We start from the raw sequence: 14,611 nt of genomic DNA, 5'->3' as shown, positions 1-14,611 counted from the left end.
AAAAAGTTCCCTTTCCATGCTTCTCTTTTAGGACTTATTCAGTAGAAATTTATCCTTCCAATGCTTCTTCAAGGATTTTTCCTTCTAAGGAAAGCAAACGTTCTTTTTCTTCCTCAGATAGTTTTTCTAAAATACTCTCTCTGTGTTTTAAGCACTCTTCAATCTTATTACGCTTTCCCTTTTTCTTATCAATATCTACCCAAGAAATTTTTTTATTCCTATAATACAAATCTAAATCCACCCAGCGATTTCCATCAGCATTATATTCTAGCCCTAACAAAATTCGTTTCATTTCGTCTGGTTTATAAAGGGTAAACAACCTTATTTGATAAGCTAGTACCGAAAACAGCGCTAAAGCATGATCCCTGGTCCACCCCTCCTCTAATACCATCCCTACCTCTAGCTGTGTCAGTATATAGTTCAAACGGTTATAATGCTCTTGATACTTTCCTTGGGCATCATAAATATTGATTCTTAGTTCATACCATTTTTTATCCTGTAGGCTTTGGGTTATAAACAAAATCCCTTCACATCTTAGCTTCTTAAAAATTCGGGATGCAGGGTGAGGTAGAAGGAGAGGCGTTTCAAACATATCTGCTTTTAGAAGCCTTCTAGAAATTTGTTTATGGGTCAAAAACAATATTGTATCCCCCATCTCCCCCTCATCCACTGCTTCTTCTATGGATAACGCTTTTCCACCATATTGTTGTAAAATTTCTTCTATTACTCCCTGTGTATCTCCGGCAGTTCTCATAACAATGGAAGAGGGTCCCATGTCCACTCGCTCCACCAAATGGGCAACATGACTATTGATCATAGCAGCAAGGCATATGGATGCTGGTTCATTGACAAGAACAGTTGCCTTTGCATCCATTACCGAAGTTTTTGTAGAATATATATCGGTTATAAAAATCAGGCTACTATCTTCTGTTGCCTCCTCCATTCCCATAAGAAATTCTGTTTCTTTGCCCATCAAATCTTCTAGAAAAAACTTTTTTACAGTTTCAACTGCATCTGTTCGAACAAAAAGAAGTCTTGGTCCCATCCTCAAAAACAGCATGATTTTTCCCCCTCTACAAACTAATTCTCCTTTGTTCCATTTTCCTAAACTGATTGGTGCCAAAGGGATAAGGCAAATGATAGATTTTTTGTGTTGTTAAATCAATAACATGAATCTTCTCAAGTCCATTTAATCCTATGTGCTGTTGACTTTTGTAGCTGGAAGGACGAAAACTATGTCCATATAAATAGTAATCAGTATTATAAACCTTCTTAGAATAATAATGACTCACATAAAAATTTTTCTCCTCTATCAATATATGTCCTTCTTTTATAACAATACCCTTTGAGGTGGTTTTCTTTACCTCTTTATATTGATCGTGATTTCCTACTGCATAATAAATCAATGCATCTGTAAAACTTTCTAAACCTGAAATAAATTTTCTTAAAGCCGTTTTATAGGCTTCTATTTCATTAGGGTGCAGCTCTAGTTTAATGTCATCTACTAAATCTCCTGTGTGTATAATATAAGAAGGCTCTAGCAGCTTCACTAGCCTAAAAATATAGCTGTAAATTTCCTGTGGTGTATCACTGATATGTAGTAATAAAGGGCCTGTAGCCTCTTTTAATTCTACGGGGATGTATGGACGATTAAAAACAAGTCCCACCCAGCGTTTTCCTCGTTGTACAATATCCATAAAAAAACCTCTATTCTCTTTTATCATGACTTTCCTTCAATTGAATTTTTCTTCTAAAGTTTTTATTCACTGATATTTTTATTATATCACAGTTCTTTAAACGCTTAGAAAAGTATAAAAAAAAACTTTAAGTGCAATCCAAACACTTAAAGTTTATATGTTATTCAGCTCTACTAAGGGGGAGTTAAATGGCTAAACTTAACCCAGTTTTGCTGAAAAGGGGCATTAATTTTTCATTAAAAAAGCCTGCATTTTCACATGCAGGCTTTGATAAACAATAGTAAAATAAATTATCACTTTTCTAAAATAGTGATACATTCATCTCTAAACCCATACACCGTGAATTTGAAATATATTAACATCACACAAGCAGGTATCCTGGCTCAGGTTCATAGTTTTTTTACGCCTTCCCAGATTTTCTATCCAGTGGCATCAATGTAAAAAACTCACCCTTACAGTGGCGGGACCGCGTTGGATTTACACCAACTTCCCTTTTCATTTTCTTATAAACTATAAACGTTTATAAGAAAAACTTGTTGAATGCAATATTTGATTTTTTATTATTGTATCATAGGATAAAAGCAAAATCAATACATAGTTAGGTATTTTTTTCTTTTTTTTAAAAAAATTTCTCCTTTACACAGGACTTAATCTAAGGTATAATATTTTTTGTGTCCAAAATAATTTTATATGCTGATGTAGCTCAGCAGGTAGAGCACTTCCTTGGTAAGGAAGAGGTTCGTGGGTTCAAGTCCCATCATCAGCTCCATTTAGTTATTGAAAAAAAGCAACTTCTAGAAAATTCTAGAAGTTGCTTTTTTATCTATACAGTAGTTTTTCCCATACCTGATTTATAGATAACCAACTACAAATCTTAACAAAATGCAGACTGGATGCATTTGCAAGAAATGACCACAATGTTCAATTCATGTAAGTGGAAAATCCGTAAAGAAATTTGCATGTTTGAGCGGTAGCGAGTTTGCAAATTTTAGGATTTTTCACTGGAGTGAATTGCTAACATTGTTCATTTCTGAAATCGCAGGAAGGCGTATTTTGTTAAGGTATAAAATTGGTTATCTATAGTTGAAACTATTGATATAATAATAGGACCTTTATTTAAATATAAATTTTCCATTTAATATTTCTCCTTTGTTTACACTTCCAATATCTGCTGGTATTATAACTATTCCATTAGCTCTGCTTAATGTAATTAAGTGATTCGAACATTGTGAACCTACATTATATGCATAATATCTTCCATTTTCTTTTATTATATCTGCATAAACATATTTTGTCCTTCCTTTTTTCCCTTTAAAATCATCCGCCAATACAACAGTAATTTCTTCTTTTACTAAATTATTTTTCCCCATCATTTTATTTACAGCAGGAACTACAAATTCTTCAAACGCAGTTATTATAGACATAGGATTTCCAGGTAATCCAAAAAAGAGTTTTTCATTATATACAGCAAAAGTTACTGGCTTTCCAGGCTTGATAGATATAGTGGTAAATTTTATATCTGCACCTAATTCTTTTAAAACATCTTCTATAAAATCATAATCTCCCACAGATGCTCCTCCAGAAGTGATTACTATATCTGAATTCTCAAAAGCATATTTTATTTTTTCTTTTAAAATATTCTTATCATCTGAAACTACTCCTAAAGATATATATTTTCCATTAAGATTATCAATAAGTGCTCGCAAAGAATACTCATTGCTGTTCCTTATTTTTCCCATAAAAGGTTCTTCGTCTATTTCTATTAATTCATCTCCTGTTATAATAAGGGAAATTACTGGAGATTTATAGACATGTATATATTTATATCCTAAAGAAGCTAAAAGCCCTATTTCAGCTGGTCTTATCATTTTTCCTTTTTGTATTGCTAAGTCTCCTATTTCTATTTCTTCTCCCATTTTAATTATATTATTTTCTTTTTTTACAACACTATTTAATATAAGCTTATCTTTTACTGTATTTACTTTTTCTATTTCTATAACAGCGTTTGCTCCTCTTGGAACTGCTGCTCCAGTCATTATCTTAATCGCTTCACCACATTTTATCTCTTCTTCATAATAATCTCCAGCCTTAATAATTCCCTTTATTCTTAGCTCAACAGGATTTTTTGATTCACAATTTTTAGTATCTTCACTTTTTATTGCATATCCATCCATAGCAGATTTATCAAAAGAAGGTAAATTATCTTTTGAGTATATATCTTCTGCTAAAATTTTATTTAAAGATGATAAAATATGCACTTTCTCTACTTCTAATAACTTAGCTTCTTTAGTAATTATATTTATCGCTTCACTTATTTTTATCATTTTTAGCTTCACATCCTCTGTCTCTTTTCTAATTTTGTTATAGTTATTATTTAATACACTCTCTTTGTTACCCTATTAGCTATTTTAAAATTACGTCTTAAAAGAGTAAGTGATGTAATCCCTTAATATAGCAAATCCCTATTATAACAGTTAATATAATTAAAATAATAACTATCTTGGTTATAATTCTAATCTTCTTGTTTTTAGCTGAGTATACAAAAGAAGATAAAAAAATACTAAATTCATACAATAAAATCATAGGTCCAGCCAATAAAAACTGCGAAACAATATCTGGTGGTGTTAAAATAGTAGCTAATAGAAATATTATAAATACGGCTATTTTTCTATGTTTTTTTAACATATTAGGATTTATTAACCCCAACTGAGTAAGAAGCAAAACCAGCATTGGTAGTTCAAATATTAAACCAAAAGATAAAAGTAATGAACTCATAAAGCTTACATATTTAGCAAATGAAAATAAAGGGGAAACTTTATCAACTGATATACTAACAAAAAACTGAATTATAATTGGTATAACTATAAAGTAGGCAAATGCTATTCCAATTATAAAAAATAAAATCCCCATATTCATAGCAAGCAATAAGTATTTTTGCTCTTTACCTTTTAGTCCGGGTCTTATAAATAACCAAATTTGAAATAAAATAATTGGCAGTGCCATCGTTGTACCAACTACAAAGGATATTTTGACGTACTCTAAAAACAGCTCTGGAGGAGATACATATATAAATTCTAAGCTCTTACCTGGCTTGATAATATATTTCATGATTTTATCTATATAATTGTAACTAATTAAAGCACCAGCTATAATTGATATGGCAATGATTATAATTCTTTTTCTTAACTCACCTAGGTGCTCTATCAGAGTTAATTGAATATCTTGCATTAATAAAACCTCCCCAGTAGTTTAAATGCTAAAGGCACTGTCATAACAGCGCCTTTAGTCTTTATTTTTTATAACTCATTAGTGTCTTTTTCTATATCTTCAGATATTTTTTTAGCATGAGTTCTGAATTCTCCTAATGCTTTTCCAAAAGCTTTACCTATTTCAGGAAGCTTTGAAGGGCCAAAAATAACAAGAGCTATTATCAAAACAACTACTAACTCAGACATACCTATTTTTCCAAACATTTAAATCTCATCTCCTCCTATAATATCATTATATTTTAATGACATTCTTATATTATTCATCTTTTCACATTTATTACATATGCCTAAATCCTTTGTTCCTGGAACATATTTGTCCCAACAATATTTACAGTAAGCTAAAGAAATTTCCTTTTTTATTATAAAATCTTTAAATATAGAATGTAGTGGAAATGGTTCTTCTTGTATAGCTTTTTCTAAACACATACTGGTACATATGCCGCAAGATCTACATAAACTAATGCTATGCTTTATACTAACTTGTTCCTTATCTTCTTTAACTTCCCATGCATTCCACGGACAAACAGCTTCACAAACCCCACATCCATTGCATTTAGAATTTAAATTATAGCTAGTAAACATTCCATTATCTTTATCTAAGAGTTGTTCCTCTATACACCCTAAGTTTTTAATCGTATCTATTAAGAATTTTCTTTCATTAAACTCATCATTATTGTCAGTTTTTATAGAATTCAAAACTATATCAGCGACTAAATATGTTGATTCTTTTTTTATTAATGAAAAAAAATCTCTACGTGAAAATTGATTTTTAGGGTACGTAATTTTCTTTTCTGAATCATTTAGTATTTCATAGTCAGGATTAATATTTAAATTCTTCAAAAATAATACTACTTTTTCTAATGAATTTTGAAATGCATTACAATCCTTTCCATAAATACATTCCGTACATTCGCTCAAATTAAAATATACTTTTCTATTTCTTAAAATAATAATAAATGCTGCTAAATACTCCTTATGTAGTCCATGAAGACAAGGAAATTTAATATTTCCTTTATTTCCTTCTTTCACACATCCAACTACTAAAAAATCTTTTTGTTTTGCTTCATTAAAAGCACTTATTTCTCCAAAAGACTTTAAGTTTATGGCTTTAGAGGGACAAATAGTTCTACAGATACCACAACCTGAACAAATATTCTCATTAATTACTATATTATCTTCTTCATACTTTATTGCCTTAACTGGGCAAACATCTCTACATCTGCTGCATTCACTAAATCTATTAATATTACTTAAACAGTAATTTTTTGATATAACAGGATAATTCTTTTTTGTAAGCTTTTTAATAAAATACTTAATAAGCATATGAATCCCATCCTAATAATTAAATTATTTATTTAAAGGCTTCTTTCTTAGGCTTTATAACTAAGGATGGATTTGTTAATTTAGAATCTGCAAGACCTCTAACATCTGCTGTTGTACCGCTTATTTTTCTAAGTTCCCCTATATCTTTGCACTCTAGTGCTCTCATATTACATGCTGAAATACATACTGGCTCTTCTCCAGCGTCTGTTAATTCATAACACATATCGCATTTGCTAGTCTTTTTCAATTCTTTGCGATATTGAGGTGCTCCATAAGGACATGATTTTACGCATCTTTGACATCCAGCACATTTATCTGTATTCACATAAACTATCCCATCTTCTATTCGTTTAGTCATTGCCCCAGTTGGACAATTTTTAACACAAATAGGATTCTCGCAGTGATTACAAGATAATGATATAAAGTACATCCATGGATTAGGAAATTTCCCCCCTTCATATGCATCAACATGTCTGAAATTTGCTCCTACTTCAAGATTATTTTTATCTTTACAAGCTATAACACATGATTTGCACTGAGAACATTTTTCCATATTAAAGAAAAACCCTTTTTGCCTCATAAAAAATCCTCCTATACTATAAAACTATTCTTTGTTTCCATTTATGATCAGGTTCAAGTTCCTTATTATATTTTTCAACATCAACAATACATGCTTGAAAAGATTCTATGTCTGGACCTGATGGATAATCTCCAGTTAACATATTTGCAGATCCTCCCCTGCAGTTTCCATTATCATCTATTTCAATCCATGAACCTTGAGGTAAAAGTACAACACCTGGCATTACCCTTTCTGTTATATGAAGTCTTCTCAAAAGAGAACCATGTTCATTAAATACACGAACTACATCTTGTTCTGAAAATCCACGTGCTTTCGCATCAATCGTATTCATGTACAATTCATACGGAAATGCTTCACGAAGCCATGGAACATTTCCCATAACCGAATGTGTTTGTCTTTGACCATGTATACTGCAAAGCTGAAGAGGATATCTTCCTTTAATTTTTTTATTCCAATTTTTAAATGTGGCTTCATATCCATGAGTTGCAGGTTCATATATTGCAATTGGGTTTCCTTTATTCCAGCCTGCTTTAGTAACCATATCTGCAAGCTCCTGACAATGAATTTCTATCTTACCACTTTTTGTAGATAAAGGATTTTCTTCAGGGTTTTCTCTGAATTTTTTGTTATGTATATAAACAAATTTGTCGTCTTTCTTTCTTTCTACCTGATAAATTCCCTTTTCTTTAAATTCATCAAGTGTTATTCTTCCAATTTGAGGCTTCCCTTCAACTCCCCAAGCCTTTATATCATCGTCCGTTATAGTAACCAATGGTTCATATCCTGAATTGTCAGGTTTTATAACCTGTGCTCCTGCAATTTGATTAAATATTATTTGCTCATCAGATATATGTTGAATTTGCAAAGAATCTATTCCCCACCTTTTTCCAAGTTCTTTAGCAATCCAGTAATCATCTTTTGATTCAAATAATGGTTCAATAACTTTTCTTGCCCATATTAATGTTTCTCTATTTCCAGCAGTAACATTTCCAAATCGTTCCCACATTGTTGTTATAGGAAGAACAATATCTGAATAAGCTGCATTTGGATTTAAAACATACTGATTTGTTACAACAAATTCCACTTTACGATGTGCTTTAATACCTTTATTTGCATTATTCGTCTGGTTAAGAGTTGAACTATGACTATGATATATCATTCTAACATCTATATCTTTTTTAGCTCCTACTCCATCGGTATACTTTCCTGTTAAAATAGCATCCCAATGTTCTGCACTAGATAACTTTGGCTGCTTAAGAGGATTCTCCAGTTCTGATACTCCAGTACTTCCTGCCCTTACAAGAGCTGGTCCTCCATTGGTTGAAGGTTCTTGAGCACTGCAACTAAAGCAACCTCCAGCTATGCCCATATTACCCGTCATCGCTCCAACAGTAGTTTGTGCAAGACATACGTGCTGTCCTTTCTCAATTCTTGCTGAATTCCATCCGAATAAAACGGTTGCTGGCTTAGTTGATCCAAGTTCATTTGCAAAAGAACGAATTTTATCCGCAGGTGTTCCGCAAATTTCTGAAGCCCACTCTGGAGTCTTAGGTTGGTTATCATACGTACCTAGAACATAATCTTTAAAGTTTTCCTTTGGGTCTGCACCCTGAGGCATATGCTCAGAGTCAAATCCTACTGTGCACCTATTTAAAAAATCCCAGTCAATTAAAGGTTTTTCAGGAGAATCTTCTGTTATTAAAACATAAGCAATTGCAAGTAGCATCGGAGTATCAGTTGCAGGTCTTATAGGTATAAATTCATCAGCTAAAACCGATGCTGTTGTATTATAAAATGGATCTATACTTATTATTTTAATTCCAGCTTCTTTAGCTCTTAAAAGATTATTCATAGCATAGCTTCCTGAGTTCCAGGCTGGATTATTTCCCCATAAAACTATTAATTTCGCATTTAAAATATCCATTCTATCGTTAAGGGCATGTTGTTTTTGGTGTATTCCCATAATAGGCTGCATTGCTCTTGCCCATGCTCCACGAGATCTACTTCCATACTTTTCAACATACCCCCCATATAAAGCAAAAGGAGCTCTCATTTCTCCACTTCTTCCATCTGCTCCATGTACTAAATAAATAGATTGATTTCCATAGCTCTCTTTTATTCTTGTAGTTTCACTAGAAACTATATCAAGAGCTTCATTCCATGAAATTCTTACCCACTGATCCTTACCACGAAGTTCTTTTTGTCCACCTCCGGGAGCCCAGTGCTTACGCTTCATTGGATACTTTAATCTATCTGCTCCAAATACCTGTTTGCGCTGAGACCTTCCTCTTGCACATGCTCTTTGCTGAGGAAAATCAATACTATCAGGATGAGTATCATCTGTTTTTTGTCTTATAACAACACCATCTACTACATATGCCTTATTTAAACATCTTCCCCCACAATTATGCCAACATGCTGCACTTACCCATTCTCCTTTTTTGCTTAAAATACTATCCGCTTCAGCCGCAGACACTTCAGAAAGCTCACTTTCATAACCTGTAACCATTAATGCAGCAGATGTAGCTGCGCTCCATTTTAAAAATGACCTTCTATTCATTTTAAAACTTTTTACTTTATCAATAAAATTATTCATAAAAATCAACTCCTATCAAATTAGTATAAAATTTTTCCAACTGAATACATATTTAAGTTGATCTTTCAATCAATTCTTTCAATATTAGATAATCAACTTCAACATATCCTTTTAAAATTTTAGCAATTCCTCGATAAAATTCTGTATTAGAGCTATTTATCATACTAATTGAAAAATCTGGTATCCATTTAAGAATATGTTCTCTTAGAAAACTTTCTTGATCATTTAATACTTCTAATAATTTATTTGTATTTTGAATTTCATTATTCTCCATAGCAATTTTATTTAATCTACACATAAAATCTAGCTCTATTCCTATATGGTCATCTGGCTCACGAGGATAATTCTTGGAGATAAAGTAGTATTTTAAATAGTTTTTTCTAACTTCAAAAGTTTCTTTTTGAAATACCAAACGATCTTTATTTAAATATACTGATTCCCACGGAGGTACAGGCAGTGAATTAGGACCAATAAACATACGGGTATAATCCCAATGGAGCTTTTCATACTCACTTATTTCAAGAACGTTATTTTCTTTTAGAAAGCTATTTATCTGTATTATTCCTTCATTTATCAACTCACTTTTTTCAGTAAAAGGAAAAGATTCAACTGCATTATTTTCTATAACTGCTTTTAGGAATTCTCTTGAAGGCTCAATATATAATGCATGCTTTAAAAAACTATATGCAAATATTCTCATTTCTAATAGAATACTTATTTCTTCACTACTTAGCTTGTTTACCATGATGGTCTCCTTAAAATAATAATTTAACTCTAACTATTATGCACTTTAATAGACATATGTTGAAATTTGCAAATTCATTTCATAATTGTATATTATTCGACGTCAAAAAGTAAAATAGAGATATTCTATACTTCCAAATATATACATTAAATTTTTTAATTCGTTTTTAGGAAAAAGCACACCCCTTTTGAGGCATCTAAGCCAATAAATAGAAGTGTTTATAGCTTATGTAGATAGAGAAATAAAAGATGCTATTCCCAAAAGTGCCCTTGGTAAAGCTTTGGCATATACCAAACCACTACTTCAAGCTTCAAAGTATTCCTAGAAGACGGATCTTTAGAAATAGATAATAATGCTACATTATCCTCATCTTTTAAAAATCCTCAGGATTTGCTACAGGTCGCTTAATTTGGGCATTCGCATCACAAATCCTGAGGATTTTACTTTACCGTAATCCACACAGTTTTGCCAGTTCTTCTTCGCTGCATTTTTTCCATAATGGCTTTTCGGTAGCCTGTTCTGGTGTTTCAACAGATTCCAATGCCTGTCTCATCATTTCCATGGATGGTGTTGCATAAATTTTAGTAGTTTCAATAGAGGCATGGCCAAGAATCTTGGACACTAATGCCAGTTCAACACCATTTTGATATAAATCGGTTGCCCTCGTGCGACGTAGCATGTGGGGATACACATTATCCGGCACTTCTTCGCAGATTGTTTTTGCCTGTTTTCCATATTGCCTTATGAAACGTTCTACATTTCCTTCTGACATTTTTCCTGTCTGTCCCTTGATTTTGGTATAAAAGGCTAGTGAAGTTTTGATGATATCTGGGTGAAATATTCGTAAATACTGCAGGAGGTGTTCAGTGGTTCTGGTGTTGATTGCCACAATGCGTTCCTTGTTTCCTTTTCCAGTAATTCTGATATATGGCTCATTAGTATTTAGCATTAAATCCTGCAGTGTCAGACTGAGTAGCTCATCAAGCCGGATAGCGGAATCATACAGCAGTATCATCATAGTTCTGTCTCGCAAACCAATCTTTGTATTTTTAGGCTGCTCCAGTAAACATTTCAGTGCGTGGTCAGACAATGTTTCTTTTTCCTTTTTTGGAGTTTTGCATTGCGGCAACTTGGAAATCCTCAAAGCTATCGATTGTAATGAAATGTCGCGGTCTGTAGCAAACCATAAATAGGTACGGAGTGCTGTCAGTCTCTGATTACAGGTTCCTGGACTATTTCCTGCTTTTTTCAGATAAATAATGAAATCTTGTATCAGTGCAGGAGTGCATTCTTCAAATAGAAATCTACGGACGGAGAGCTGTTTTTCTCCCAACAGAAACCTGCGAAATATAGTCAATGAGTCCCGATAGGATTTGATTGTTTTTGGGCTTCTTCCTAGCTGCCTTGGCATATATGTTTCTAAAAATTCCAATGTCATTGAAAAGAAGAGCTTTTCCTCGGGAATAGCATTACTCCTCATAAGGCATCACCTCCGGGATGACCTTTGCTGAAATCTGGTCTTTCTGTCGTACAATCTCAAAAGCAGTATGCACCTGGTGATAATAATACATCGTATCCTCGATGCCAGAATGTCCAAGATACCGGCTTAGATAAGGCATCATGTTTTCCAGAGAAACACCTTCCACCATCCAGTGATTTATACGGTTTACGACAAAGGTATGTCTAAACGCATGAACAGTAGGTTGTTTGTCACAGTGCTTGGAATAACTGGTCATTTCCCATAACTGTTTAAATTTCTTATCAATACTGGTCTTTTGAATATGTTTATCCGGGGTGCGTCCTGGAAAAAACCATACTGTATTGGGCTGCATCCAATTCATCTTTGCTTGATATTTCCTGCATAGTTCTATCAAATCGTCTGCCATATAAACCTGTCTATCTTTTCTGCCCTTAGACTGCCTGATGTCCAGAATACCATTTGTCAAATCAACATCTTTCTTTTCAAGGCCACACCCCTCGGATAGGCGAAGTCCACAGCAATAATATAAACGAAAGAGCAACTGATATTCCATAGCCAGACAGTGCCACCTTTCATTTTCAGGTAGATAGGTATCGACTACTTCAAAGAAAGCCTGCAGTTCTTCCCTATTGAAAATGTGTGGAACTGATACTTTCTCAGAAGGCATATGATGCGGAATGTAACTGTTTATGCCCATGGAATTCATGTATAATGAAAGCTGTCTCAGAAAAGACACACGTTGATTCCGGTAGTTTAAACCTTCTGTTTTCCTCTGGACTGCCCATTCCATGGCAACGTCACGAGTAATGACTGCATTCTTGTATCCACGATTCAGGCAAAAATCATCAAAGGTTTTTAGAATATAGGATTGGTAATCATAAATAAAACCGTCGGCTTTCTTCTGACGGATAAGTCCCTCAATGTAAGGAGCCAACACACTGCTATACTGGTAACGAAATGCTTCCATCATGTCAGCAGACCTCCTTTTACTGTGATTTCAGCAAGAGGAATGGCACATTGCCGCATCTTTTCTCCATTTGTTGAAAGATATTTCATTACAGTTGTATCATCGCTGTGTCCCAAGGCTTCTGCAATCATTTCTGGATTGGTATCTTTCTGGAGCATACGTGATGCAAATGTCCTTCGTGTAATGTGGAAACCGTGGGAGTTCTTGTTTAATACATGATTTAAAGCTTTTAAACATACTCCTCGATGCAATCTATCATATGGGACTCTGTGCGCAACAAAAACGTATTCACAAGAAGTTTCCGGACGTCCCATAGTGATATAACGATATAAACTGTTGCCAACCTCTGTAGGCATTGGAAGTTTCAGAAATCTATCTGTTTTTTGCTGCTGGACAGAGATAGTCTGCTGTAGCCAGGATATATCTGAGAGTTTTAACTTTGTAATATCAGATGCACGAAAACCCATACGAAGTCCAAGAAGAACCATTGCTGTATTACGTAGCTGCATGACTTTGTGAGAAACTTCTTTGTACTGATAGATGACAGATAATTCATCATCATCTAGTGTTTTAATAATTGTTACCTGTGGGGCGCATTCATTTGAAAGAGCTAGCTGCAAGGTGAATGGGACCTGCTCGGCTTCTGACAGGTAATCTAAAAATGCCCTGATTTTTGCAGCATAAGCATTCTTGCCTTCTGGAGTGTTGTGAGGATCTGTATAATGGAATTCCTTTATTACTTCCGGAGTCACAATATCCCAAGAAGCAATACCAGTCCGCTCAAGATAAAAAAGAAAACGCAGGCAGGACGAACGATACATACTGAGTGTTGAGACTGCGACTCCTTCTTTTTTCTTGTGAAGCATAAACAAGTCATAGTCCGTTTTGCACCACTTTGGCAGATCATCTGCCGGATCCGACTGATAAGTATATACTGTTTTCGGCTGGAGGCTTCCTGTTTTTAGGTACTGTTCAAACAACTTCATGGCACGTCGAAATGTTTTCCACTGAAGGGTATAATTCTTCATATATGAAGCCCAGGTCAAGGCAATTTCTTTAGAATATCCAAGTTCATTGGCTTCCAAAAAAATAAATAGTTCTTTCCAAGCATTATGAAAAGTCCGCCTCATTGTTAGGGAGTATTTCTGCTGTACTACCAGAAAGCTAACCTCACCCAAACGAGTGTAGAATTCTTCTGCTGAAAAAAGAATTTGGCTATAATCCTGATGAAAGTTTTCTTGTTCCGTTTTTGGAAGTTCTTCAATAAACACCATTCTAGCAAGGGTAAATTTGTCCAACATCAAAGGAATAGAAGACCTGATTATTCCCAATGCTACAAGATATCTCAAAAACATTCGGATACAGCCGTTATAAACATCTTTCGATTTGTAACTATCGTGCCTGTCATCATAGTAGTAATTAGCAACTATGTGGTGAGAAATATCTTCTGGTCTGGAAACACCATGCCTCGTAGTATAAGTCAAAAATCGAGCCCCAGCAATTTTGAGGGTTTGCAAAAAGGAAACTACATAACTGGAAGACATTTTTTCTAGAAATTCATCTAGAAGGTGTCTGCACCATGGATCCAGATTTTGATAATTCTGCTGAGATTGGTAGACAGCCTTGGTATTTACGATTTCCTGGTTTTTGTAGGCTGCGTTTATCCTGCTGAGTGCTAACCGATAAGTCTTAAATGTTGATTTGCAGAGACCTGGTGTGACACTAGCCAGCCATTCCATTGCCAGTTCATGCGAATAGTAATCATGGTTTTTCTTGAAAAACTCTTTTATCAAGCGAAAACACCGTTGATAGGTACGTACGATACTAGAAGTATAATGGTTTCTTTCTAGATACTCCATTACTTTTTCGACAGCCTTGTCATAATCTTGATACATGAAACTACCTCCTTTAATTGTAGTAGTTTCAGTATAATAAAATCCTCAGGATTTGTGAT

Annotated in this window: 12 protein-coding genes, 1 tRNA gene and 1 riboswitch; of the genes, 1 reads left to right on the top strand and 12 read right to left on the bottom strand. The window is 33.9% G+C overall.

Annotated features, from left to right (window positions below; translation table 11 throughout):
* Positions 1 to 49: 49 nt before the first annotated feature.
* Positions 50 to 1,060, bottom strand: coding sequence for a hypothetical protein (locus tag CACET_RS04210; RefSeq protein ID WP_044823489.1), 1,011 nt, complete (start codon positions 1,058 to 1,060; stop codon positions 50 to 52).
* Between the two features lie 13 nt (positions 1,061 to 1,073).
* The gene (locus CACET_RS04205; RefSeq protein ID WP_158385965.1) at positions 1,074 to 1,697 is read right to left on the bottom strand and encodes a metallophosphoesterase; all 624 of its coding nucleotides are present in this window, start codon (positions 1,695 to 1,697) and stop codon (positions 1,074 to 1,076) included.
* A 351-nt stretch (positions 1,698 to 2,048) separates the two neighbouring features.
* Positions 2,049 to 2,249: riboswitch (cobalamin riboswitch) on the bottom strand.
* 140 nt (positions 2,250 to 2,389) lie between these two features.
* Between CACET_RS04205 and CACET_RS04200 the strand changes: the two genes are divergently transcribed.
* A tRNA-Thr gene (locus tag CACET_RS04200) sits at positions 2,390 to 2,466 on the top strand.
* A 343-nt stretch (positions 2,467 to 2,809) separates the two neighbouring features.
* Here the strand turns inward: CACET_RS04200 and CACET_RS04195 are convergent.
* From CACET_RS04195 to CACET_RS04150, 10 genes are all read right to left on the bottom strand, one after another.
* On the bottom strand, positions 2,810 to 4,033 hold the full coding sequence (locus CACET_RS04195) for a molybdopterin molybdotransferase MoeA (RefSeq protein WP_341411826.1): 1,224 nt from the start codon (positions 4,031 to 4,033) through the stop codon (positions 2,810 to 2,812).
* 85 nt (positions 4,034 to 4,118) lie between these two features.
* Entirely contained in the window at positions 4,119 to 4,925 is an 807-nt protein-coding gene (tatC, locus tag CACET_RS04190) for a twin-arginine translocase subunit TatC (RefSeq protein ID WP_082058095.1), read from the bottom strand.
* A 68-nt stretch (positions 4,926 to 4,993) separates the two neighbouring features.
* Positions 4,994 to 5,170 carry a twin-arginine translocase TatA/TatE family subunit gene (locus tag CACET_RS04185; protein WP_044823492.1) on the bottom strand — a complete coding sequence of 59 codons (177 nt, stop codon included), beginning with the start codon at positions 5,168 to 5,170 and terminating at the stop codon, positions 4,994 to 4,996.
* A complete protein-coding gene (locus CACET_RS04180; RefSeq protein ID WP_044823493.1) occupies positions 5,171 to 6,289 on the bottom strand; it encodes a 4Fe-4S binding protein in 1,119 nt (372 codons plus the stop codon).
* A gap of 28 nt (positions 6,290 to 6,317) precedes the next feature.
* Positions 6,318 to 6,869 (bottom strand): 4Fe-4S dicluster domain-containing protein, encoded by a 552-nt coding sequence (locus CACET_RS04175; RefSeq protein WP_044823494.1) that lies wholly within the window; start codon positions 6,867 to 6,869, stop codon positions 6,318 to 6,320.
* Between the two features lie 16 nt (positions 6,870 to 6,885).
* Complete coding sequence (locus CACET_RS04170) at positions 6,886 to 9,465, bottom strand: molybdopterin-dependent oxidoreductase (protein ID WP_044823495.1); 2,580 nt, start codon at positions 9,463 to 9,465, stop codon at positions 6,886 to 6,888.
* Positions 9,466 to 9,517: 52 nt separating this feature from the next.
* Entirely contained in the window at positions 9,518 to 10,210 is a 693-nt protein-coding gene (locus CACET_RS04165) for a TorD/DmsD family molecular chaperone (protein WP_044823496.1), read from the bottom strand.
* A 445-nt stretch (positions 10,211 to 10,655) separates the two neighbouring features.
* Positions 10,656 to 11,690, bottom strand: coding sequence for a tyrosine-type recombinase/integrase (locus CACET_RS04160; RefSeq protein ID WP_044823497.1), 1,035 nt, complete (start codon positions 11,688 to 11,690; stop codon positions 10,656 to 10,658).
* Positions 11,680 to 12,660: a tyrosine-type recombinase/integrase gene (locus tag CACET_RS04155; protein ID WP_052661230.1), complete on the bottom strand. Its 981-nt coding sequence runs from the start codon at positions 12,658 to 12,660 to the stop codon at positions 11,680 to 11,682. Before CACET_RS04155 ends, CACET_RS04160 begins: the two co-directional genes overlap by 11 nt.
* Complete coding sequence (locus CACET_RS04150) at positions 12,657 to 14,552, bottom strand: tyrosine-type recombinase/integrase (RefSeq protein WP_044823498.1); 1,896 nt, start codon at positions 14,550 to 14,552, stop codon at positions 12,657 to 12,659. The genes CACET_RS04155 and CACET_RS04150 overlap by 4 nt, the downstream gene beginning before the upstream one ends.
* Between the last annotated feature and the right edge of the window lie 59 nt (positions 14,553 to 14,611).

It is taken from the genome of Clostridium aceticum (assembly GCF_001042715.1).
Lineage (GTDB): Bacteria > Bacillota > Clostridia > Peptostreptococcales > Natronincolaceae > Andreesenella > Andreesenella acetica.
Note: the sequence above shows the minus strand (reverse complement) of the source record. Positions and strands in the feature narration are given on the sequence as shown.

What these genes read in the sequence shown, in the direction of transcription:
- CACET_RS04155 (WP_052661230.1), bottom strand. Translation starts at nt 12,660, where the DNA reads ATGATGGAAGCATTTCGTTACCAGTATAGCAGTGTGTTGGCTCCTTAC.
- CACET_RS04160 (WP_044823497.1), bottom strand. Translation starts at nt 11,690, where the DNA reads ATGAGGAGTAATGCTATTCCCGAGGAAAAGCTCTTCTTTTCAATGACA.
- tatC (WP_082058095.1), bottom strand. Translation starts at nt 4,925, where the DNA reads ATGCAAGATATTCAATTAACTCTGATAGAGCACCTAGGTGAGTTAAGA.
- CACET_RS04210 (WP_044823489.1), bottom strand. Translation starts at nt 1,060, where the DNA reads ATGCTGTTTTTGAGGATGGGACCAAGACTTCTTTTTGTTCGAACAGAT.
- CACET_RS04150 (WP_044823498.1), bottom strand. Translation starts at nt 14,552, where the DNA reads ATGTATCAAGATTATGACAAGGCTGTCGAAAAAGTAATGGAGTATCTA.
- CACET_RS04180 (WP_044823493.1), bottom strand. Translation starts at nt 6,289, where the DNA reads ATGCTTATTAAGTATTTTATTAAAAAGCTTACAAAAAAGAATTATCCT.
- CACET_RS04185 (WP_044823492.1), bottom strand. Translation starts at nt 5,170, where the DNA reads ATGTTTGGAAAAATAGGTATGTCTGAGTTAGTAGTTGTTTTGATAATA.
- CACET_RS04165 (WP_044823496.1), bottom strand. Translation starts at nt 10,210, where the DNA reads ATGGTAAACAAGCTAAGTAGTGAAGAAATAAGTATTCTATTAGAAATG.
- CACET_RS04205 (WP_158385965.1), bottom strand. Translation starts at nt 1,697, where the DNA reads ATGGATATTGTACAACGAGGAAAACGCTGGGTGGGACTTGTTTTTAAT.
- CACET_RS04170 (WP_044823495.1), bottom strand. Translation starts at nt 9,465, where the DNA reads ATGAATAATTTTATTGATAAAGTAAAAAGTTTTAAAATGAATAGAAGG.
- CACET_RS04175 (WP_044823494.1), bottom strand. Translation starts at nt 6,869, where the DNA reads ATGAGGCAAAAAGGGTTTTTCTTTAATATGGAAAAATGTTCTCAGTGC.